Here is a 20,582-nt window from a genome sequence, read left to right on the forward strand (position 1 = left end):
ATCCGTATGTCTACTTCCTTCGCCGATCTCCAGTCCCAGTTCGGACAGCTCTCGCTCCGCGACGCGAACCGGCTCGGCCGGCGCCTCGAAGGCGCGCGCCGCATCCGCAAGCCCGAGGCCCGCCAGTCCGTGCTGGACGAGATCGCGGCCGAGGCGGGCAGGGCGGCCGAACGGCTCGCGGCGCGCGCGGCCCGGCTGCCGGCCCTGTCGTACCCGGACGAGCTGCCCGTCAGCCAGAAGAAGGACGAGATCCTGGAGGCGATACGCGACCACCAGGTCGTGATCGTCGCCGGGGAGACGGGGTCCGGGAAGACCACGCAGCTCCCCAAGATCTGTATGGAGCTGGGGCGCGGCGTCCGGGGCATGATCGGGCACACCCAGCCCCGCCGGATCGCCGCCCGCACGGTCGCGGAGCGCGTCGCGGACGAGCTGAGGACACCGCTGGGCGAGACCGTCGGCTGGAAGGTCCGCTTCACCGACCAGGTGAACCCGGAGTCGACGTATCTGAAGGTGATGACGGACGGCATCCTGCTCGCGGAGATCCAGACGGACCGCGAACTGCTGGCGTACGACACGATCATCATCGACGAGGCCCACGAGCGGTCGCTCAACATCGACTTCCTGCTCGGCTATCTGGCCCGGCTGCTGCCCCGCCGCCCCGACCTGAAGGTCGTCATCACCTCGGCGACCATCGACCCGGAGCGGTTCGCGCGCCACTTCGGGGACGCCCCGATCGTGGAGGTCAGCGGGCGGACGTATCCGGTGGAGGTCAGGTACCGCCCCCTCCTCGAAGAGGACAGCGAGGATGCCGACCGCGACCAGATCACCGCGATCTGCGACGCCGTGGACGAGCTGGGCCACGAGGCCCCCGGTGACATCCTGGTCTTCCTCTCCGGTGAGCGCGAGATCCGGGACACGGCGGACGCGCTCAACAAGCGGAACCTCCGGCACACCGAGGTGCTCCCCCTCTACGCCCGCCTCTCCCACGCCGAGCAGCACCGCGTCTTCCAGCGCCACACGGGCCGCCGCATCGTGCTGGCGACCAACGTGGCCGAGACCTCGCTGACGGTCCCCGGCATCAAGTACGTGATCGATCCGGGCACCGCCCGTATCTCCCGCTACAGCCACCGCACCAAGGTCCAGCGGCTGCCGATCGAGCGGATCTCCCGGGCCAGCGCCAACCAGCGCAAGGGCCGCTGCGGCCGTACGTCGGACGGCATCTGCATCCGGCTCTACTCCGAGGACGACTTCCTCACCCGGCCGGAGTTCACCGACGCGGAGATCCTGCGGACCAACCTGGCCTCCGTCATCCTCCAGATGACCGCCGCCGGGCTCGGGGACATCGAGAAGTTCCCGTTCATCGACCCGCCGGACCACCGCAACATCCGCGACGGCGTGCAGCTCCTCCAGGAGCTGGGCGCTCTCGATCCCGGTGAGAAGGATCCGAAGAAGAGGCTGACGCCCCTCGGCCGCAAACTCTCCCAGCTGCCCGTGGACCCGCGCCTGGCCCGGATGGTCATCGAGGCCGACCGCAACGGCTGCGCCCGCGAGGTCATGGTGATCGCCGCCGCGCTCTCCATCCAGGACCCGCGCGAGCGGCCCGCCGAGAAGCAGACGCAGGCGGACCAGCAGCACGCCCGGTTCAAGGACGAGACCTCCGACTTCCTGGCGTACCTGAACCTCTGGGCGTACGTCCGCGAGCAGCAGAAGGAGCGCGGCTCGTCCTCGTTCCGCCGGATGTGCAAGCAGGAGTACCTGAACTTCCTGCGCATCCGCGAGTGGCAGGACATCTACGCGCAGCTGCGTACGGTGGCCAAGCAGATGGGCATCACCGTCGAGGAGCCCAAGGCGGACGCGCCCGTTCCGGAGCAGGCGGTGCACACCTCGCTGCTGGCCGGTCTGCTGTCGCACATCGGGCTCAAGGACACCGAGAAGAACGAGTACCTGGGCGCGCGCAGCGCCAAGTTCGCGATCTTCCCCGGCTCGGCGCTGTTCAAGAAGCAGCCCCGGTTCGTGATGTCGGCGGAGCTGGTGGAGACCTCCCGGCTGTGGGCGCGGGTGAACGCCAAGGTCGAGCCCGAGTGGATCGAACCGCTGGCCCAGCACCTGGTGAAGCGGACGTACAGCGAGCCGCACTGGGAGAAGGACCGGGCGGCGGTGATGGCGTACGAGCGGGTCACCCTCTACGGCGTGCCGATCGTCGCCCAGCGCAAGGTCAATTTCGGCCGGATCGACCAGGAGGCGTCGCGGGACCTGTTCATCCGCAACGCCCTGGTCGAGGGCGACTGGCGCACCCACCACCAGTTCTTCCATGACAATCGCAAACTCCTCGGCGAGGTCGAGGAGTTGGAGCACCGGGCCCGCCGCCGCGACATCCTCGTGGACGACGAGACGCTGTTCGACTTCTACGATCAGCGGATTCCCGAGCACATCGTCTCGGGGGCGCACTTCGACTCCTGGTGGAAGACCAGGAAGCGCGAGGAGCCGGACGCCCTCGACTTCGAGCGCTCCATGCTCATCAACGAGAAGGCGGGGGCCGTCACCAAGGACGACTACCCGGACTCCTGGCGGCAGGGGAAGCTCAAGTTCAAGGTGACGTACCAGTTCGAGCCCGGTACGGACGCGGACGGCGTGACCGTCCACGTGCCGCTCCAGGTGCTCAACCAGGTCACCTCCGAGGGCTTCGACTGGCAGATCCCGGGGCTGCGCGAGGAGGTCGTCACCGAGCTGATCCGCTCGCTGCCGAAGCCGATCCGCCGGCACTACGTCCCGGCGCCGAACTACGCCGACAAGTTCCTGGACCGGGCGGTCCCGCTCCAGGAGCCGCTGCCCGTCACGCTGGCGCGGGAGCTCCAGCGGATGGTCGGCGTACCGGTCACGGCCGACGACTTCGACCTCTCCCGCGTCCCGGACCACCTCAAGATCACGTTCCGGATCGTCGACGAGCGGCGGCGCCGGGTCGCGGAGGGCAAGGACCTGGAGGCGCTGAAGCTCACGCTGCGCCCGAAGGCCCGCCAGGCGCTCTCCCAGGCCGCCGCGGCGACCGCGGGCCCCTCCGGTGAGTCCATCGAACGCTCGGGGCTCACGGACTGGACGATCGGCACCCTGGACAAGGTCTTCGAGACCCGTCGCGCCGGACAGCCGGTGAAGGCGTACCCGGCCCTCGTCGACCAGGGCGCCACCGTGGCCGTACGCCTCTTCGACACCGAGGCCGAGCAGCAGCAGGCGATGTGGCGCGGCACCCGGCGGCTGATCATGCTGAACATCCCGGTGAACCCGGCGAAGTTCGCCTCGGACCGGCTGAGCAACCAGCAGAAGCTGGCGCTGTCCCGCAACCCGCACGGCTCGGTGCAGGCCCTCTTCGAGGACTGCGCCACCGCCGCGGCCGACCGGCTGATCGCCGCGCACGGCGGGCCCGCGTGGGACGAGAAGGCGTTCCGGACGCTCTACGACAAGGTGCGGGCGGACCTGGTGGACCTGACCGTCCGCACGATCGACCAGGTGCAGCAGATCCTGGCCGCCTGGCAGGCGTGCGAGCGGCGGCTGAAGGCGACCAACAGCCTGACGCTGGTGGCCAACGTCGCCGATGTGCGCGAGCAGCTGGCCCGTCTCGTGCCCTCCGGTTTCGTCACGGCCACCGGGCTGCGCCGGCTGCCGGACCTGATGCGGTACCTGGTGGCGGCCGACCGGCGGCTCCAGCAGATGCCGACGGGCGCCCAGCGGGACACCACGCGGATGGAGAAGGTCCACGAGATGCAGGACGAGTACGCCTGGCTCCTCGAACAGTTCCCGCAGGGGCGGCCGGTGCCGCAGGAGGTGCGGGACGTCCGCTGGATGATCGAGGAGCTGCGCGTCAGCTACTTCGCCCACGCGCTGGGCACCGCGTTCCCCGTCTCGGACAAGCGGATCGTGAAGGCGATCGACGCCCTGGCGCCCTGACCTCCCGGGGGCGCGGAGCGGTGACGGAGTCACCACCAGGAGTGAAGTCGACCTGGACCTCTTCCCTCCTGTACAGTCTGGTTTCGCAGCAAGCCGCAAGGCAAGCAGCGAAAACCTGGTCCTGTGGAGCAGTTTGGAGTGCTCGCCACCCTGTCAAGGTGGAGGCCGCGGGTTCAAATCCCGTCAGGACCGCAGTAGGAGAAGGCCCGGATCGTTTCGATCCGGGCCTTCTCGCGTCTTGACGGTTCCACCCCGCCACGGGTACCCCGGAGAGCAGAGGTCGTCCCTGTCCCTCGGCGCCCCTCTGCATCCCTCATCGTTCCCCGCTGTTCCTCTACGTTCCCCCGGCTCCTCGGCACTCCCCGGCGCCCCTCGGCGCTCCTCACGGCGAGGGGGCTGCCGGGCCCATCGGGAGGTGGCTCGTTTGTCCGCGTCCACGGCACGACATGAGATCCGCGCGCTGCTGCGCGCCCATCTGGCAGCCGCTTCCGCCTATCGCCACTTCACCCGCCACTGCGCGGTCTGCCACCGCCTCCTGCGGCTCGCCATGGAGCCCGGCGGGGGCGGGGAGCGCACGGTCTCCGCACCCCCCTCAGCGGCCTCCGGAGCCGCGCGGAGCGCCAACGGGCGGGGGGAGGGCCCCGAGAGGCGGGCGGAGGGATCCGCCGGGCGGCCGGACGGGGGCGCGCGCGACGACCGCGCGCCGGGCGGAAAACGGACCGGGCACCCCGAGAAGCGGTCCGCGGCGGAACGGGCCGGGGCCGAAAGGCCCTCCCCGACATGACCATCGGCCGGATGATTCCTCGTCCGCGCAGTGGCATTCTGGGAGTTGGCAAGCATCAGGTGATGTGACGGTAGTCACCGAAAGAGTTTTCAGACTGGGGGATTTTACGCCTCCCCTACAACTGATGAATTTAATATGTGCAATTGCACGGGGTGGATCAGTGGACGGCGGCCCTCCGGAGACCGTTCCGTCCGGGGCTGTCCCACCGCGTCCCCGCCCCCTCCGGGACGCTCACCCACACTCCCGCACAGACCCGCTCACAGCCCCACGAAGGCCCCCGGACCCCGGCCCCGGCGCCTCGCCGGCCCGGAGAGCGCCAGGAAGCCCCTGAACCCCCCGAAGCCGACCGACCGCCCGGTTCTGAACGGGATCCCGGTCCGCGAGCGCGGGAGCGGCCCGCAGAGCCGCGCGGGGCATAAAAAAGATCGCGCTGGACCCGGCGGAGTCCAGCGCGATCGATGCGACGACACCCATGAGACACAGGTGTGACGCCCGTTGGGGCAGGCGTCCGTCGAGTGGAGCTATGGGCGGGCGGCCGGGGTTGGGGGACCCGGTGGCTACCCGGATGTGGTGCGGTGATGCGTCGTTACTGCGGTACTGCCGAACTGCTGTTTCTGCTGCGAGGCAGGGGTGTTCAGGCCTCGCTGCGCTGCTGCGGAATGCCCGCGAGCAGTGCGCGGACCTCCGCCTCGCGGTACCGGCGGTGTCCACCGAGCGTGCGGATGGACGTGAGCTTGCCAGCCTTGGCCCAACGGGTGACCGTCTTCGGGTCCACGCGGAACATCGTGGCAACCTCAGCCGGGGTCAGCAGCGGCTCGGCATCAGGGGTGCGAGCGGTCATGAGCGGCCTCCTCGGGAGAACCGAACCTTCTCGGTTCTTTCCTCTAAATTCTGCACCTTGACCCGCGTTGCCCGAATGGCGGACGCGGGCCGAGTCGGTTATAGGACGAACGGCTTGTCCTCGGCACTACAACTACACCATCCGTCCAGCCGCGTCGGCCAAACCGATGGAATTGCCCTCCCAGGTGTCCATCAGCGACGGAAAGCCGATGGACCATGCCATAGCGGACAGTCACACCTCAGTGACGATCAGTCACAGGGGTGATCAGGAGTCGCCAGACCCCCCATAGCGTGCAATGTCGAGCATCCTGCCCTTACTTGGACAGAAGGAGCCCTCCCCGGACTCCTTGTCCTATTTTGGCATGAGGAGTAGGGATAGGCGCAAGGGCCCTGTTAGTGCCGTCCATCACGCATGAGGCTTAGGCCCGGTTCGGGACGTAGGTCCTGGGGTCGGCGGCGTACGCTTCCGCCTCACCCTTCACACGTGTCACATCGGACGCAGGTTCACGGCCCGTCACCTGTTCGTCGAGCCCTCTCCGTCACCCTCCTCCAGGGGCGACGCGACGTCCTCCCTCTTCCGTACGGCCCGGCCCCGGTGGCCGCCCGCCGGCCTCTCGGCCGTCCTGGAAGAAGGATGCCCCGGTTCCGTCACCTTGATGCCCCTGTGGGCCTTTTCACGTCAATTGGTGAACTGCCGGTCCCGGACCGCCCGCCAGCGCTCCGCGAGCCGGGCGTACGCCTCCTCCGCGCCCGCGTCGTCCCCGTCCCGCAGCGCGGTGAGCCCCTCCGCCACGTCCGCCGCCGACCGGTCCCCCGCCAACTGCTCGGCCGGCAGGGCGTGCACCAGCCCTCCGTAGTCCAGCTCGACCAGGGAGCGCGGATGGAACTCCTCCAGCCAGCGCCCCACATCCACCAGCCCCTCGATCAGCGGGCCCTCGGGAGCGTTCTCGCGCAGGGTCCGCAGCGCCCGCGCCAGTCGGCGGCGGGCCTCGACCATCGGGGTGCGGTAGCGCAGGACGGGCCCTTCCTCCCCCTCGCCGGCCACCGGCCGGTACTCCCGCTCCTCGTCGCCGAAGAGGACGAACCAGCGCACCGGGACCTGCCACACCGTGGTGCGGATCCACGGCCGCGCGTCCGGATGGCGCCGCTGCCAGCGCTGGTGGTCCGCCGCCGCCTGGCCGCGCACCACGGCGGGCAGCACGGCGTCGAGCACGTTGGCCGGAAACATCCCCCCGAGCTCCTCCAGGGCCAGCCATCCCCGCAGTCTGGTCCGCCACGGGCAGACGCACACCACCCCGTCCAGCTCCGCCACGAACGCGTCACCGCTCTCGTGGGCGGGCACCCCGACCGGCGGAGTCGACGCCAGGTCGGCGAGCGAGCGGCGCAGTTCGTCCTGGGCCGTGGGGAGGTCCCCGCGCCGCGCGTACCGCGCCCAGTGACTCCGCTCGGGTTCCGCGAAAGCCGCGAGCGGCTCATAGACCCGGAGGTACGACGTGTAAGGGACGAGCACCGAAGACACCACCGACATGCAGCGCATCGTGTCACGGCGGATCACCCGCGGGGGGTGATCCTTCGCAGGGGGGCAGATCCGCGCCGCCGGAAGACTTACGCTCTTGCCCATCGGACCCGCCGAGCCCGGCCGGTCCGCGGCCCTCCCCACCCTCAGGAGGGTCTTCCGCCGCTTCGTTGTTTGGGAGTCACCACAGTGACCGATGTGACCGGCGCGCCCGTCGATGTGCTGCACACCCTGTTCCACTCCGACCAAGGAGGCCACGAACAGGTCGTGATCTGCCAGGACCGCGCCAGCGGTCTCAAGGCCGTCATCGCGCTCCACTCCACCGCCCTGGGCCCCGCCCTCGGCGGCACCCGCTTCTACCCCTACGACTCCGAGGCCGACGCCGTCGCCGACGCGCTGAACCTCTCCCGCGGGATGTCGTACAAGAACGCCCTGGCCGGGCTCGACCACGGTGGCGGCAAGGCCGTCATCATCGGCGACCCCGAGCAGATCAAGAGCGAGGAACTCCTCCTCGCCTACGGCCGGTTCGTCGCCTCGCTCGGCGGCCGGTACGTCACCGCCTGCGATGTCGGCACCTACGTCGCCGACATGGACGTCGTCGCCCGCGAGTGCCGCTGGACCACCGGCCGCTCACCCGAGAACGGCGGCGCGGGCGACTCCTCCGTGCTCACCGCGTTCGGCGTCTTCCAGGGCATGCGCGCCTCGGCCCAGCACCTGTGGGGCGACCCCTCGCTGCGCGGCCGCAAGGTCGGCGTCGCCGGTGTCGGCAAGGTGGGCCGCCACCTCGTCGAGCACCTGCTCTCCGACGGGGCCGAGGTCGTGATCACCGACGTCCGCGAGGAGTCGCTGCGCCGGATCACCGACCTGCACCCCGAGGTGACCGTGGCGGCCGACACCGACGCCCTGATCCGCACCGAGGGCCTGGACGTCTACGCGCCGTGCGCGCTCGGCGGCGCGCTGAACGACGCGACCGTGCCGGTGCTCACCGCGAAGGTGGTGTGCGGCGCGGCCAACAACCAGCTCGCGCACCCCGGCGTGGAGAAGGACCTGGCCGACCGGTCGGTTCTGTACGCCCCCGACTACGTGGTCAACGCCGGTGGCGTGATCCAGGTGGCCGACGAGCTGCACGGCTTCGACTTCGACCGGTGCAAGGCGAAGGCGACGAAGATCTTCGACACCACGCTGGAAATATTCGCACGTGCGAAGGCGGACGGGATTCCGCCGGCCGCGGCGGCCGACCGGCTCGCCGAGCAGCGCATGGCGGAGGCGCGTACCCGCTGACGGGCGCGCGAGCGACCCGCCGACCGGCGGGACAAGACTCACGCCGGTCGGCGGGTCGTACCTCCACAAGAGGTTAAAATCGCAGTTGACCAGCGAGGACGGGGCTCCTCGGTGGCCCTGTGCCGGGACCGGAATGCGGGCGGCGTACCGTATGGCCACGGAAGCAGGTACCGTTAAAGCCCTACGGGCACGGTCTCTCCTCGGAGAGTCCGTCCCGAAACATGAACGGGTGTCAAGACTCTGGGGCCGTCGAGCCCCGTCACCGAGGGGGTCGAGCCATGGGGCGCGGCCGGGCAAAGGCCAAGCAGACCAAGGTCGCCCGCCAGCTGAAGTACAGCACCGGCGGGACTGACCTGTCGCGTCTGGCCAATGAGCTGGGCGCATCGCCTTCGAGTCAGCCACCGAACGCAGAGCCGTTCGAGGATGACGAGGAGGATGACCCGTACGCACAGTACGCGGATCGCTACAACCAGGACGATGACGACGATCAGGACGATCAGTCCGGCCCGTCGTCATCACAGCGCCGCGGCGCCTGACCTCGCGCTGACTGACACATCAACCCGGTCCGGGCCTGTCCCGGACCGGGTTCTGTGTGTCCCGGTCCGGCCGCCGCTCGCCGCGACCCCCTGTCCTGCGGTACGGGGTGCGCCGGGCCGGTGACCCGGCGCACCCCCGCGTACGGCTACTGGCGCGCGTAGTCGCCGGTCAGCTCGGCGCCGGTCGCGTGGTCGCCGCGGTCGGTGATCTCGCCGGCGACCCAGGAGTCGACCCCGCGGTCGGCCAGCGTCGTCAGCGCGACGTCCACCGAGTCCGCCGGGACGACCGCGATCATGCCGACGCCCATGTTCAGCGTCTTCTCCAGCTCCAGCCGCTCCACGTTCCCGGCCTTGCCGACCAGGTCGAAGACCGCGCCGGGCGTCCAGGTGGAGCGGTCCACGGTGGCGTGCAGGCCGTCCGGGATCACCCGCGCCAGGTTGTTCGCCAGACCGCCGCCGGTGACGTGGCTGAAGCCGTGCACATCGGTCGTCCGGGTGAGCGCCAGGCAGTCCAGGGAGTAGATCCGGGTGGGCTCCAGCAGCTCCTCGCCGAGGGTCCGGCCGAACTCCTCAACCTCGCGGTCCAGGGACCAGCCGGCCCGGTCGAAGACCACGTGGCGGACGAGCGAGTACCCGTTGGAGTGAAGACCGGAGGACGCCATGGCGATCACCGCGTCACCCTTGCGGATGCGGTCGGGACCGAGCAGGCGGTCGGCCTCGACCACGCCCGTACCGGCCCCCGCGACGTCGAAGTCGTCCGGGCCCAGCAGGCCGGGGTGCTCGGCCGTCTCGCCGCCGACCAGGGCGCAGCCCGCCAGGACGCAGCCCTCGGCGATGCCCTTGACGATGGCCGCGACACGCTCGGGGTGCACCTTGCCGACACAGATGTAGTCGGTCATGAACAGCGGCTCGGCGCCGCAGACGACGAGGTCGTCCACGACCATGCCGACGAGGTCGTGGCCGATGGTGTCGTACACGCCCATCCGGCGCGCCAGATCCACCTTGGTGCCCACGCCGTCGGTGGCGGAGGCCAGCAGGGGCCGCTCGTAGCGCTTCAGCGCCGAGGCGTCGAAGAGGCCGGCGAAGCCGCCCAGGCCGCCGAGGCCCGCGACCTCGGGGCGCTGCGTCTTCCTCACCCACTCCTTCATCAGCTCGACGGCGCGGTCACCGGCTTCGATGTCGACGCCGGCCGCCGCGTAGGAGGCACCTGTTGTCTCAGACATGGCGTGGGATCTTTCGTGTGGAGATACGGGGCTGGTGGGGGATGCGGCGGCGCGTCCGGGTCACGGACGGCGCAGCGCGTCGGCCGCGGCGGTCGCCGCCGGGCCCGCCGCCAGCTCGGTCTCCAGCAGCTGCTTGCCGAGCAGCTCCGGGTCCGGGAGCTCCATCGGGTATTCACCGTCGAAGCAGGCGCGGCAGAGGTTCGGCTTGTCGATCGTCGTCGCCTCGATCATCGAGTCGATCGAGATGTACGAGAGCGAGTCGGCTCCCATGGAGGTGCAGATCTCATCGACGGTCATGCCGTTGGCGATCAGCTCGGCGCGGGTGGCGAAGTCGATCCCGAAGAAGCAGGGCCACTTCACCGGCGGCGAGGAGATCCGGATGTGGATCTCGGCGGCGCCCGCCTCGCGGAGCATCCGGACCAGGGCGCGCTGGGTGTTGCCGCGGACGATCGAGTCGTCGACGACCACCAGGCGCTTGCCCTTGATGACTTCCTTCAGCGGGTTCAGCTTGAGCCGGATGCCGAGCTGGCGGATGGTCTGCGAGGGCTGGATGAAGGTCCGGCCGACGTAGGCGTTCTTCACCAGTCCGGCGCCGAACGGGATGCCGCTGGCCTCCGCGTACCCGATCGCGGCGGGGGTGCCGGATTCCGGGGTGGCTATGACGAGGTCCGCCTCGACGGGGGCCTCGGCGGCCAGCTTGCGGCCCATCTCCACGCGGGAGAGGTAGACGTTCCGCCCGGCGATGTCGGTGTCGGGGCGGGCCAGGTAGACGTATTCGAAGACGCAGCCCTTGGGCTTCGCTTCCGCGAATCGCGAGGTGCGCAGACCGTTCTCGTCGATGGCGACGAGCTCGCCCGGCTCGATCTCGCGTACGTAGCTGGCGCCGCAGATGTCGAGCGCGGCCGACTCGGACGCGACCACCCAGCCGCGCTCCAGGCGGCCGAGGACCAGCGGGCGGATGCCCTGCGGGTCGCGGGCGGCGTAGAGGGTGTGCTCGTCCATGAAGACCAGGGAGAACGCGCCCTTCACCTCGGGGAGCACCTTGGCGGCGGCTTCCTCGATGGTGAGCGGCTTGTCGTCCTCGTCGCGCTGCCCGGCGAGCAGCGCGGTCACCAGGTCGGTGTCGTTGGTCGCGGCGACCTGGGTGGCACGGCCGTCCTTGCGCGGAAGGTCGGCGACCATCTCCGCGAGCTGGGCGGTGTTGACCAGGTTCCCGTTGTGGCCGAGGGCGATCGAGCCGTGCGCGGTGGCACGGAACGTCGGCTGCGCGTTCTCCCACACCGAGGCGCCGGTGGTGGAGTAGCGGGCATGGCCGACCGCGATATGGCCCTGGAGGGAACCCAGAGACGTTTCGTCGAAGACCTGCGAGACCAGTCCCATGTCCTTGAAGACCAGGATCTGGGACCCGTTGCTCACTGCGATGCCCGCGGATTCCTGTCCGCGGTGCTGCAGGGCATACAGTCCGAAATAGGTGAGCTTGGCGACCTCTTCACCCGGAGCCCAGACACCGAAGACGCCACAAGCGTCCTGGGGGCCTTTCTCTCCGGGGAGCAGGTCGTGGTTGAGTCGTCCATCACCACGGGGCACGGCACCGAGTGTAGGCGAGATCGACCACTGGTCCGAATTGGAGACCGGTGGGCAAACGCGGGGCGGGGCAGGGACAGCGGGCCCGGGGACCGCGCGGGACGGGTGGTTCGCGGGACTTCAGACGGTGACACTGCGTTACCGTCGCAGGAGCGGCGCGGGCTGCGCGAGGCGGCCGCGGGGCTCACTTCCGGGCCGGAGGGTCGGTTACCGATCGGTAGCGGATAGCTGGGGCGGAGGGGCGGTCGTGGCGCTCGGTGAGCCTGCCCGGACTCCGCCCCGGCTGCCGGCCGAACGCTCGTCGCGTGGTGAGCCTCACACCTCCGGGCTCCGGGTGAGCGGCGCGGGCCGTGGAGGCGAGGGCCACCGTCCGCAGTCCGAGACCGCCATTGACAGGCCCATGCCCCGTTGGCAGGCTCCTCCCCCATGCAGCCCCTCGGTGATCTTTCGATCACGCTCGTGGTGCGCCGGCACGTCGATCTGGGACGTGTAGCGAGCGCCATCTGTCGCCGCGCCTGAGGCAGCCGCACCTCCCGGACCCCCGCAGGGCCTCCGCCCCGAGGCTTCGGCCTGCGCGCACGCGTGCCTCCCTCCGCCTCTCCCTCTTCCGTCCCCTGCGGACGGGTGCGTCCGTCCGCGGGCCCCCGGCCCGCCGGGACGTCGCGCCCACCGCCTCGCGCCCCGCCCTCCGACCGGTGCCCGAGGCCCGCCCAGGAGCCCTCATGACCTCTCACGATGCGTACGCACGATCCGGTACGCCGCTGACCCGGCGCGCCTTCACCACCGCCGTCGGTGCGAGCGCCGTCACCGCGGCCGGGATACCGGGGGCCGCCCCGGCATCCGCCGCCGGAACGGCCGCCGCCGTGCCACGGGAACGCCCGTTCCGTGCCGCCCGCGGCAAGCACGCGCGCCGCCCCAACATCCTCTTCATCCTCGGCGACGACCTCGGATGGGCGGACCTCTCGTCCTACGGGTCTCCGCACATCCGCACACCCCACCTGGACAGGCTGGCACGGCAGGGCGTGCGCTTCACCGACGCGTACTCCGGCTCGGCGACCTGCTCCCCGACCCGGTTCAGCCTCTACACGGGGCGCTATCCGGGGCGTACGAGGGGCGGGCTCGCCGAGCCCATCGCCGACCGTTCGGTGGGGCTGGAGCCCACCCATCCGACGCTGGCCTCGCTGCTGCGCGGCGTCGGCTACGCGACCGCGCTGATCGGCAAGTGGCACTGCGGCTACCTGCCGGACCACAGCCCGACGAAGTCGGGGTACGACGCGTTCTTCGGCAACTTCGGCGGGGCTCTGGAGTACTACTCCAAGCTCGGCCTGGCGGGCGAGTACGACCTGTACGAGGGCGACGCCGAGTACAAGGACCTGCGGTACTACACCCGGATCCTCACGGAGCGCGCGAGCGAGTACGTACAGCGTGACCACGACGGCAGGCCGTGGCTGCTCAACCTGAACTTCACCACCCCGCACTGGCCCTGGATCGCCGACGGCGACACCGGGGCGAGCGCCGCGATCGTCCGCCGGATCAAGGCCGGCGACCGGTCCGCCCTCCGGCACGCCGACGGCGGCTCGGTCGAGAAGTACACGGAGATGGTCGAGGACCTGGACCGCTCGGTCGGCGAGGTGCTGAAGGCGCTGAAGCGATCGGGGCAGGAGAAGGACACCCTGGTCTTCTTCGCCAGCGACAACGGCGGCGAGCGGTTCTCCTACACCTGGCCGCTCGCCGGCAGCAAGGGCTCGCTCCAGGAGGGCGGCATCCGCGTCCCCTCGATCCTGCGCTGGCCCGCGCGCATCGAGGGACACCAGGTCAGCGACCTCCCGGTGTTCTCCCCCGACTGGACGGCCACCCTGCTGGAGCTGGGCGGGGCACGACCGGACCCCGCCCACCCTCTGGACGGCGTCAGCCTCGCGGGGTATCTGCTGCGGGGTGAGACGCCGAAGGAGCGCGACCTGTTCTGGCGGGTGCGCGGCGAGCGGGCACTGCGGCGCGGCGACTGGAAGTACTACCGGGGAAGGAGCGGGGCCGACCAGCTGTTCAACCTGGCCGAGGACCGGCGCGAGCAGGCCGACCGCGCGAAGGCCGACCCGGAGCGGCTGGCCGGGCTGCGGGCGTCCTGGGAGAGGACCGACTCCGGCCTGCTCCCCTATCCCCCGGCCTCCTGACCCGCCGTCAGCGGTGCCGGGCGGCCCGCCCCGGCCGGTCAGCCCCTGACCGCCGGGGCTGCCGCGGGCGCGCACCGGCTCGGCAGGTCCTGCGGCACGCGCCCCGCATCCGCCGCGGGCCCCGCCCCGGCCGCGTCCTGCGGGTCATCCGTGCCGGGAGCCGGTCCCGGCGGGCGCGGCCGTGGCGCCGATGCCCCGGCCGCCCTTTCCGTGGAGGGTGAGCGTGCTGCCCTCGACCGTGTACGTCGCCGGGCCGCCGAGGGCCGTGAGCACGGCGTTCTCCACCTCCATCTCGGCCTCCGGGCACATCTTCCGGGTGCTCATGATCCGGCCGAAGGTGATCGTGGAGTCCTTCACCGTGGCCTTGCCGCTGAAGGAGTTGCAGCCGGCGTTGCCCCGTACGGTGCCATCCTCGCCGAAGGTCAGGTGGGGCGCCCGCTCCTCGGGGAGGTCCGCCGGCACCGTGGTGGCCGTCTCGCCGTCGAGCAGGGTGGTCACCGTCCACCGGGTGCCGACCGGATCGGCCGCCTTCTCCTCGCTGAGCTCCATGGTCGCGCCGCCCTGCCGCGCGAGGGTCAGCTTCTTGCCGGAGAGCTTCGCGGTGAGTTCGCCGCCCATCGCGTCGATGGCGGCCTTCTCGAACTTCTCGATGTCCTCGCCGCACGCCATCTGCGTGGTGACGGGCTTGCCGAAGGTGATCCGGTCGCCCTCCACGCGGGCGTCCACACCGATCTCGTTGCAGCCGAAGTCGGCCGTGGCGCGGCCCTTCGGGTCGATCTCCATGCGGGCCCCCGCCGGGGCCTCGGTCGTCTTCCCGTCGACGGTCACCGAGTCGACGCTCCACGCGACGCCGGTGACGGGAACGTCGCTCTGCACGGTGTCGCCGCCGCCGGAGTCGGAATCCGACACCGTGCCGCAGGCGGCGAGCGTGAGGAGGGCCAGAACACTGACGCTGAGGGTCATCCGTTGTGTGCGCATGGCGATGGGACGGAGCGGGGTCCCGATCCGGTTCCGTACGCCCCGCCGCCGGGCGGGTGTCTCACCCCATCAGGGGCAGCAGGGCGGCCAGATCGGCGCGCTCCCCGCTGGCGCCGACCTCGGCGTCCGCGAGGGCCCGCGCCCATTCCGTACGCCCGGTGGCGAGCCGCAGCCAGGTCAGCGGGGCGGTCTCCACCACGTTGGGCGGGGTGCCGCGGGTGTGCTTGGGGCCGCCGATGCACTGGACCACCGCGAACGGCGGCACGCGCACCTCGACCGAGCCGCCGGGGGCCCGGTCCGCGAGGGCGTCCGCCAGCAGCCGGGTGCAGGCGGCCAGCGCCTGGCGGTCGTACGGCACCTCCAGCCCGAGGGCCGCGTTCAGGTCGTCCGTGTGGACGGTCAGCTCGACGGTCCGGGTGACCAGGTAGTCGACCAGCCGCATGGACCCGACCCGCGTGGCCAGCAGCCGCTCCCCCGTGCCGGTGGCGGGGACCGCCGCCGCGAAGCCCGCCTCCGCCTCCGCGTACAGGGCGACGAGATCGGGGCTGCCGGCCGCCAGCTCCACGACGTCCTCGGAGATCGGGGCGGCGTACGCGGCGGTGGCCGCCGGCCACTCCACCAGGACGAGGCCGGGCTTGGCGCCGGGCGGCTCCGGCAGCGCCAGGGAGCGGGCGACGCTGCTCATGCCCATGGCGACGTGGGCGGCCAGCTCGCGCACCGTCCAGTCGCCGAGCCGGGTCGGCGCGGCGAGCTGCTCCGGCGTCAACACGGCGACGGCGTCGCGCACATGGCCGAACTGGGCGAGGACCGCGGTGCGGGTCCTGAGGTAGTCGTAGGCGCGCGGGCGCTTCTTGGCCGGAGGCATGGGGCCGAGGGTAGCCCGCCCCACCGACAACGCATCCTCAGGCTCCTGCGGCCCGCTCCCCGGCGGTGAACGTCCCGCCGCTCGCGGGCACTCCGACGCCCCGCCAGATGAACGGGACGCCCCGCGCGTCGTCGCGACCCGGGCCGTCCACCGTCCGGTGACCGGCGGGCCGGCCTCGACCGGGGCCACGGCGCGCAAAGGCGAAACCCCCGCCCGGAGGCCCCGGACGGGGGTTTCGAGAACGCCGATCGGTGACGCCGCCCGGCGCGCGGCTCAGGCGAGCAGCGCGGGGATCGTCGCCTCGTGCGCCGTACGCAGCTCGCTCAGCGGGATGCTGAACTCGCCCTGGATCTCGATCTCCTCGCCGTCCACGACACCGATGCGGGCGACGGGCAGACCACGCGCGCCGCACATGTCGGTGAAGCGCAGCTCCTCGCTGCGCGGGACCGCGACGACCGCGCGCCCCGCCGACTCGGAGAACAGGAACGTGAACGCGTCCAGGCCGTCCGGCACGACCAGCCGGGCGCCGTTCCCGCCGCGCAGGCAGGACTCGGTGACGGCCTGGATCAGACCGCCGTCGCTCAGGTCGTGCGCGGCGTCGATCATGCCGTCGCGCGAGGCCGAGATGAGGATGTCGGCGAGCAGCTTCTCACGGGCCAGGTCCACCTTCGGCGGCAGGCCGCCGAGGTGCTGGTGGACGACCTCGGACCAGGCCGAGCCGCCGAACTCCTCAGCCGTGTCGCCCAGCAGGTAGAGGAGCTGGCCCTCTTCCGCGAACGCGACCGGCGTACGCCGGTTGACGTCGTCGATCACACCGAGCACGGCCACGACCGGCGTGGGGTGGATCGCCGTCTCACCGGTCTGGTTGTACAGCGAGACGTTGCCGCCGGTGACCGGGGTGCCCAGCTCCAGGCAGCCGTCCGCGAGGCCGCGCGTGGCCTCCGCGAACTGCCACATGACGTCCGGGTCCTCGGGCGAACCGAAGTTCAGGCAGTCCGAGATGGCCAGCGGCCGGGCGCCGGAGGCGGCCACGTTGCGGTACGACTCCGCCAGCGCGAGCTGCGCGCCGGTGTACGGGTCGAGCTTGGCGTACCGGCCGTTGCCGTCGGTCGCCAGCGCCACGCCCAGGTTCGTCTCGGCGTCGATGCGGACCATGCCCGCGTCCTCGCCCATCGCGAGCACGGTGTTGCCCTGGACGAAGCGGTCGTACTGGTCGGTGATCCACGCCTTGGACGCCTGGTTCGGGGAGGCGACCAGCTGGAGGACCTGCTCGCGCAGCTCGGCGGCGTTCGCCGGGCGGGCGAGCTTGCCCGCGTCGTCCGCCTGGAGCGCGTCCTGCCAGGACGGGCGGGCGAACGGGCGCTGGTAGACCGGGCCGTCGTGGGCGACCGAGCGCGGGGGTACGTCCACGATCTGCTCGCCGTGCCAGAAGATCTCCAGCTGGGAGCCGTCGGTCACCTCACCGATGACGGTGGCGATGACGTCCCACTTCTCGCAGATCTCCAGGAAGCGGTCCACGTGCTGCGGCTCGACGATCGCGCACATGCGCTCCTGCGACTCGCTCATGAGGATCTCCTCGGGCGAGAGCGAGGAGTCGCGCAGCGGCACGGTGTCCAGCTCGACGCGCATGCCGCCGGACCCGGCGGAGGCCAGCTCGCTGGTGGCGCAGGAGAGCCCGGCGCCGCCGAGGTCCTGGATGCCCGCGACGAGCTTCTCCTGGAAGATCTCCAGGGTGCACTCGATGAGGAGCTTCTCCTGGAACGGGTCGCCGACCTGGACGGCGGGGCGCTTGGCCGGGCCGGTGGACTCGAAGGTCTCCGAGGCCAGCACGGAGACGCCGCCGATGCCGTCGCCGCCGGTGCGGGCGCCGTAAAGGATGACCTTGTTGCCGGGGCCCGACGCCTGCGCGAGGTGGATGTCCTCGTGCTTCATCACGCCGATGCAGCCGGCGTTGACCAGCGGGTTGCCCTGGTAGCAGGAGTCGAAGACGACCTCGCCGCCGATGTTGGGCAGGCCCAGGCAGTTGCCGTAGCCGCCGATGCCCGCGACGACGCCCGGCAGGACGCGCTTGGTGTCGGGGTGGTCGGCCGCGCCGAAGCGCAGCGGGTCCACGACCGCGACCGGGCGTGCGCCCATCGCGAGGATGTCGCGGACGATGCCGCCGATGCCGGTGGCCGCGCCCTGGTAGGGCTCGATGTACGACGGGTGGTTGTGCGACTCGACCTTGAAGGTGACCGCGTACCCCTGGCCGACGTCGACGACGCCGGCGTTCTCGCCGATGCCGACGAGCATGGCGTCGTTGGCGGGGACCTTCTCGCCGAACTGCTTGAGGTGGACCTTGCTGCTCTTGTACGAGCAGTGCTCCGACCACATCACCGAGTACATGGCGAGCTCGGCGCCGGTGGGACGGCGGCCCAGGATCTCGCGGATCCGGGCGTACTCGTCCTCCTTGAGGCCGAGTTCCTTCCAGGGCTGCTCGGCGTCCGGGGTCTCGGCCGCGTGCTTGACCGTATCCAGGCTCATGCGTTGACCAGCTTCTTGATGATCGAGGTGAAGAAACCGAGGCCGTCGGTGCGGCCGGTGCCGATGAGCGGCTCCACGGCGTGCTCCGGGTGCGGCATCAGGCCGACGATGTTGCCCGCGGCGTTGGTGATGCCCGCGATGTCGCGGAGCGAGCCGTTGGGGTTGCCGTCCAGGTAGCGGAAGGCGACGCGGCCCTCGGCCTCCAGCTCGTCGAGCGTGCGCTCGTCGGCGGTGTACCGGCCGTCCATGTTCTTGAGCGGGACCCTGATCTCCTGGCCGGCGCTGTAGTCCGAGGTCCAGGCGGTCTCCGCGTTCTCCACCCGCAGGCTCTGGTCGCGGCAGATGAAGTGGAGGTGGTTGTTGCGCAGCATGGCGCCGGGCAGCAGGTGCGCCTCGGTCAGGATCTGGAACCCGTTGCAGATGCCGAGGACCGGCATCCCGGCCTTCGCCTGCTCGATGAGGGTTTCCATGACCGGCGAGAAGCGGGAAATCGCTCCGGCGCGGAGGTAGTCGCCGTACGAGAAACCGCCGGCCAGCACGACCGCGTCGACCTGGTGGAGATCCTTGTCGCGGTGCCACAGGGATACGGGCTCGGCGCCCGCGATCCGGACGGCGCGCAGGGCGTCCTGATCGTCGAGGGTGCCGGGAAAAGTGACGACGCCGATACGGGTGGTCACTTCTCCTCCTCCACCTTCACGACGAAGTCCTCGATGACGGTGTTGGCGAGGAACGTCTCGGCCAGCTCGTTAATGCGGGCGAGGGCGGCGTCGTCGACCGGCCCCTCGACCTCCAGCTCGAAACGCTTTCCCTGACGAACGTCCGCGATTCCCTCGAAGCCGAGACGGGGCAGTGCGCGCTGCACCGCCTGTCCCTGCGGGTCGAGGATCTCGGGCTTGAGCATGACGTCGACTACGACGCGTGCCACTGGCACTCCCGGTGTGGTGGTGTGGTGCGGCTGTCTCTCCGGGGGGTTCCCCAGACCCCCGCGGGTCCACTCAGCGTACCTGCCCAAAATTTCTACGCGGGTAGATATCGGACAGGGGCGACCCGGCGGACACGTTCCGCGGATCACATCCGGATATCGGCCGCGACACCGCAGGGAAAAGGTCCGGAAAAAACTCGCGCCGTTTGTCCACGGATTGCACACGGACACGCGGAGGTAATTGACCGGGCTTCACCATGCGGTACCCACCGCTGTACAAATGATTACGGGGAAAGCATTATTGCCCCGTTACGACAACGGAACACCGGGAACAACGGACCAGTCGACACCGCGTCGATCCGCATCCGCCCGCCTGGCAGCCGGAAGGCCGGCATCCGCGCACGCGACACGCGCCGGTGCCGTAGGAAAGGACCGATATCCGTGGCTCAGCGCGTAGTGGTGACACTCTCCGACGACATCGACGGGGGAGAGGCGGCGGAAACGGTGCTCTTCGCCCTGGACGGGAAGACGTACGAGATCGACCTCAATCCCGCCAACGCCAGAAAACTCCGGAAGACCCTGGCGCCCTACGTGGCCGCCGCCCGGAAGCAGACACATGCCGGCAAGCACGGCCGGAAGCCCACGTCCTACCGGCACACCTCCCTCGCCCCGGACCCGGCGGCCGTCCGCGCCTGGGCCCGCTCGCACCGGATGGAGGTGCCGGCCCGCGGCCGCATCCCGAAGAAGGTCTACGAAGCGTTCGAGGCGGCCGGGTGACCCCGCGCCCGACGGGCCGGGGGCGACGGGCGGGTGCCGGGCACGGAGATCCCGCCGGATGCGGAGGGCGGGCGTCCGCCGGGCGGGGGGCGCGGGCCGGAGCGCGGAACGACCGGTCGGACGCACCGTCAGGCGGCCCCGGACGCCCGGCGGGCCGGGTGCCCGCCGCTCCGCCGGCCCGGCCCGGAGGCCCGCCGCGTGCGCCCCGCCGGGAGCCGACTTGCGCGACACCCCCGCAGGTCGGCTAGAGTCTGGAACACGCCGAGGGGCGAGGCCGCAAAGCCGAATCCCACGCAGCGTGCGGGTGTAGTTCAGTAGTAGAACATCCCCCTTCCAGGGGGAAGGCGCAGTGTGCAATTCCTGTCACCCGCTCTGCACGACTCTTCGGACCGACCACCGCGTCGGATCAGGTAGAGTAGTGCTCGCTCCACCGGTGAAAGCCGAGTGGTCGCACTGCGGACGTAGCTCAGTTGGTAGAGCGCAACCTTGCCAAGGTTGAGGTCGCCAGTTCGAACCTGGTCGTCCGCTCAGCATCAAAGGCCCTGATCTTCTGATCAGGGCCTTTGTCGTGTTCTCGGATGCCGCCATGACGTTTGTCATGAGCAGTGATGACAGCGCGCACTGCTCGCGGGCCGAGCCCGGC

Annotated in this window: 16 protein-coding genes and 3 tRNA genes; 10 read left to right on the forward strand and 9 right to left on the reverse strand. The window is 70.8% G+C overall.

The genetic code is table 11. The features are described from left to right. Positions 1 to 6: 6 nt before the first annotated feature. The 3 genes from hrpA (at position 7) to QFZ71_RS13730 (ending at position 4,723) form a co-directional block, all read left to right on the forward strand. Positions 7 to 3,939: an ATP-dependent RNA helicase HrpA gene (hrpA, locus tag QFZ71_RS13720; protein WP_307668512.1), complete on the forward strand. Its 3,933-nt coding sequence runs from the start codon at positions 7 to 9 to the stop codon at positions 3,937 to 3,939. A gap of 117 nt (positions 3,940 to 4,056) precedes the next feature. Further along, a tRNA-Asp gene (locus QFZ71_RS13725) sits at positions 4,057 to 4,131 on the forward strand. A 223-nt stretch (positions 4,132 to 4,354) separates the two neighbouring features. Continuing rightward, positions 4,355 to 4,723: a DUF6274 family protein gene (locus QFZ71_RS13730; protein WP_373465114.1), complete on the forward strand. Its 369-nt coding sequence runs from the start codon at positions 4,355 to 4,357 to the stop codon at positions 4,721 to 4,723. Positions 4,724 to 5,357: 634 nt separating this feature from the next. Here the strand turns inward: QFZ71_RS13730 and bldC are convergent. Next, the gene (bldC, locus tag QFZ71_RS13735) at positions 5,358 to 5,564 is read right to left on the reverse strand and encodes a developmental transcriptional regulator BldC (RefSeq protein WP_003949541.1); all 207 of its coding nucleotides are present in this window, start codon (positions 5,562 to 5,564) and stop codon (positions 5,358 to 5,360) included. 678 nt (positions 5,565 to 6,242) lie between these two features. Then, positions 6,243 to 7,091, reverse strand: a complete 849-nt coding sequence (locus tag QFZ71_RS13740) for a hypothetical protein (RefSeq protein ID WP_307668514.1) — start codon at positions 7,089 to 7,091, stop codon at positions 6,243 to 6,245. Positions 7,092 to 7,268: 177 nt separating this feature from the next. Between QFZ71_RS13740 and QFZ71_RS13745 the strand changes: the two genes are divergently transcribed. Both QFZ71_RS13745 and QFZ71_RS13750 read left to right on the forward strand, forming a co-directional pair. Beyond that, complete coding sequence (locus QFZ71_RS13745; RefSeq protein WP_307668515.1) at positions 7,269 to 8,360, forward strand: Glu/Leu/Phe/Val dehydrogenase dimerization domain-containing protein; 1,092 nt, start codon at positions 7,269 to 7,271, stop codon at positions 8,358 to 8,360. A gap of 278 nt (positions 8,361 to 8,638) precedes the next feature. Next, positions 8,639 to 8,896, forward strand: coding sequence for a DUF3073 domain-containing protein (locus QFZ71_RS13750; RefSeq protein ID WP_073767899.1), 258 nt, complete (start codon positions 8,639 to 8,641; stop codon positions 8,894 to 8,896). Between the two features lie 146 nt (positions 8,897 to 9,042). Here QFZ71_RS13750 and purM read toward each other — a convergent pair whose 3' ends face one another. Together purM and purF are read right to left on the reverse strand one after the other, a co-directional pair. Beyond that, positions 9,043 to 10,119 (reverse strand): phosphoribosylformylglycinamidine cyclo-ligase, encoded by a 1,077-nt coding sequence (gene purM, locus QFZ71_RS13755; protein WP_307668516.1) that lies wholly within the window; start codon positions 10,117 to 10,119, stop codon positions 9,043 to 9,045. 60 nt (positions 10,120 to 10,179) lie between these two features. Then, entirely contained in the window at positions 10,180 to 11,706 is a 1,527-nt protein-coding gene (gene purF / locus QFZ71_RS13760) for an amidophosphoribosyltransferase (protein WP_307668517.1), read from the reverse strand. A 423-nt stretch (positions 11,707 to 12,129) separates the two neighbouring features. Between purF and QFZ71_RS30460 the strand changes: the two genes are divergently transcribed. Together QFZ71_RS30460 and QFZ71_RS13765 are read left to right on the forward strand one after the other, a co-directional pair. Then, a complete protein-coding gene (locus QFZ71_RS30460; protein WP_350693465.1) occupies positions 12,130 to 12,222 on the forward strand; it encodes a putative leader peptide in 93 nt (30 codons plus the stop codon). Positions 12,223 to 12,425: 203 nt separating this feature from the next. Then, positions 12,426 to 13,874: a sulfatase gene (locus QFZ71_RS13765; protein WP_307668518.1), complete on the forward strand. Its 1,449-nt coding sequence runs from the start codon at positions 12,426 to 12,428 to the stop codon at positions 13,872 to 13,874. A 144-nt stretch (positions 13,875 to 14,018) separates the two neighbouring features. Here the strand turns inward: QFZ71_RS13765 and QFZ71_RS13770 are convergent, their stop codons facing one another. The 5 genes from QFZ71_RS13770 to purS all read right to left on the reverse strand — a co-directional run bounded on the left by QFZ71_RS13770 (position 14,019) and on the right by purS (position 19,165). Beyond that, positions 14,019 to 14,852, reverse strand: a complete 834-nt coding sequence (locus QFZ71_RS13770) for an META domain-containing protein (protein ID WP_307668519.1) — start codon at positions 14,850 to 14,852, stop codon at positions 14,019 to 14,021. Positions 14,853 to 14,913: 61 nt separating this feature from the next. Beyond that, a complete protein-coding gene (locus QFZ71_RS13775; RefSeq protein WP_307668520.1) occupies positions 14,914 to 15,717 on the reverse strand; it encodes a maleylpyruvate isomerase family mycothiol-dependent enzyme in 804 nt (267 codons plus the stop codon). A gap of 273 nt (positions 15,718 to 15,990) precedes the next feature. After that, complete coding sequence (gene purL, locus QFZ71_RS13785; RefSeq protein ID WP_307668521.1) at positions 15,991 to 18,240, reverse strand: phosphoribosylformylglycinamidine synthase subunit PurL; 2,250 nt, start codon at positions 18,238 to 18,240, stop codon at positions 15,991 to 15,993. Beyond that, on the reverse strand, positions 18,237 to 18,917 hold the full coding sequence (gene purQ, locus QFZ71_RS13790; protein ID WP_307668522.1) for a phosphoribosylformylglycinamidine synthase subunit PurQ: 681 nt from the start codon (positions 18,915 to 18,917) through the stop codon (positions 18,237 to 18,239). The genes purL and purQ overlap by 4 nt, the downstream gene beginning before the upstream one ends. Next, complete coding sequence (purS, locus tag QFZ71_RS13795; RefSeq protein ID WP_003968034.1) at positions 18,914 to 19,165, reverse strand: phosphoribosylformylglycinamidine synthase subunit PurS; 252 nt, start codon at positions 19,163 to 19,165, stop codon at positions 18,914 to 18,916. Before purS ends, purQ begins: the two co-directional genes overlap by 4 nt. Before the next feature lie 438 nt (positions 19,166 to 19,603). Here purS and QFZ71_RS13800 point away from each other — a divergent pair, with 438 nt between their 5' ends. The 3 genes from QFZ71_RS13800 (at position 19,604) to QFZ71_RS13810 (ending at position 20,467) form a co-directional block, all read left to right on the forward strand. Next, on the forward strand, positions 19,604 to 19,939 hold the full coding sequence (locus tag QFZ71_RS13800; protein WP_307668523.1) for an Lsr2 family protein: 336 nt from the start codon (positions 19,604 to 19,606) through the stop codon (positions 19,937 to 19,939). Between the two features lie 300 nt (positions 19,940 to 20,239). Next, a tRNA-Gly gene (locus tag QFZ71_RS13805) sits at positions 20,240 to 20,311 on the forward strand. A gap of 83 nt (positions 20,312 to 20,394) precedes the next feature. Continuing rightward, positions 20,395 to 20,467 (forward strand) — tRNA-Gly (locus QFZ71_RS13810). Positions 20,468 to 20,582: the final 115 nt, after the last annotated feature.

Source organism: Streptomyces sp. V2I9 (assembly GCF_030817475.1).
Lineage (GTDB): Bacteria > Actinomycetota > Actinomycetes > Streptomycetales > Streptomycetaceae > Streptomyces.

Excerpts from the sequence above, each read along its gene's own strand:
- hrpA (WP_307668512.1), top strand. The coding sequence starts at position 7 with ATGTCTACTTCCTTCGCCGATCTCCAGTCCCAGTTCGGACAGCTCTCG.
- bldC (WP_003949541.1), bottom strand. The coding sequence starts at position 5,564 with ATGACCGCTCGCACCCCTGATGCCGAGCCGCTGCTGACCCCGGCTGAG.
- QFZ71_RS13740 (WP_307668514.1), bottom strand. The coding sequence starts at position 7,091 with ATGTCGGTGGTGTCTTCGGTGCTCGTCCCTTACACGTCGTACCTCCGG.
- QFZ71_RS13750 (WP_073767899.1), top strand. The coding sequence starts at position 8,639 with ATGGGGCGCGGCCGGGCAAAGGCCAAGCAGACCAAGGTCGCCCGCCAG.
- purM (WP_307668516.1), bottom strand. The coding sequence starts at position 10,119 with ATGTCTGAGACAACAGGTGCCTCCTACGCGGCGGCCGGCGTCGACATC.
- QFZ71_RS30460 (WP_350693465.1), top strand. The coding sequence starts at position 12,130 with ATGCAGCCCCTCGGTGATCTTTCGATCACGCTCGTGGTGCGCCGGCAC.
- QFZ71_RS13765 (WP_307668518.1), top strand. The coding sequence starts at position 12,426 with ATGACCTCTCACGATGCGTACGCACGATCCGGTACGCCGCTGACCCGG.
- QFZ71_RS13770 (WP_307668519.1), bottom strand. The coding sequence starts at position 14,852 with ATGCGCACACAACGGATGACCCTCAGCGTCAGTGTTCTGGCCCTCCTC.
- QFZ71_RS13775 (WP_307668520.1), bottom strand. The coding sequence starts at position 15,717 with ATGCCTCCGGCCAAGAAGCGCCCGCGCGCCTACGACTACCTCAGGACC.
- purL (WP_307668521.1), bottom strand. The coding sequence starts at position 18,240 with ATGAGCCTGGATACGGTCAAGCACGCGGCCGAGACCCCGGACGCCGAG.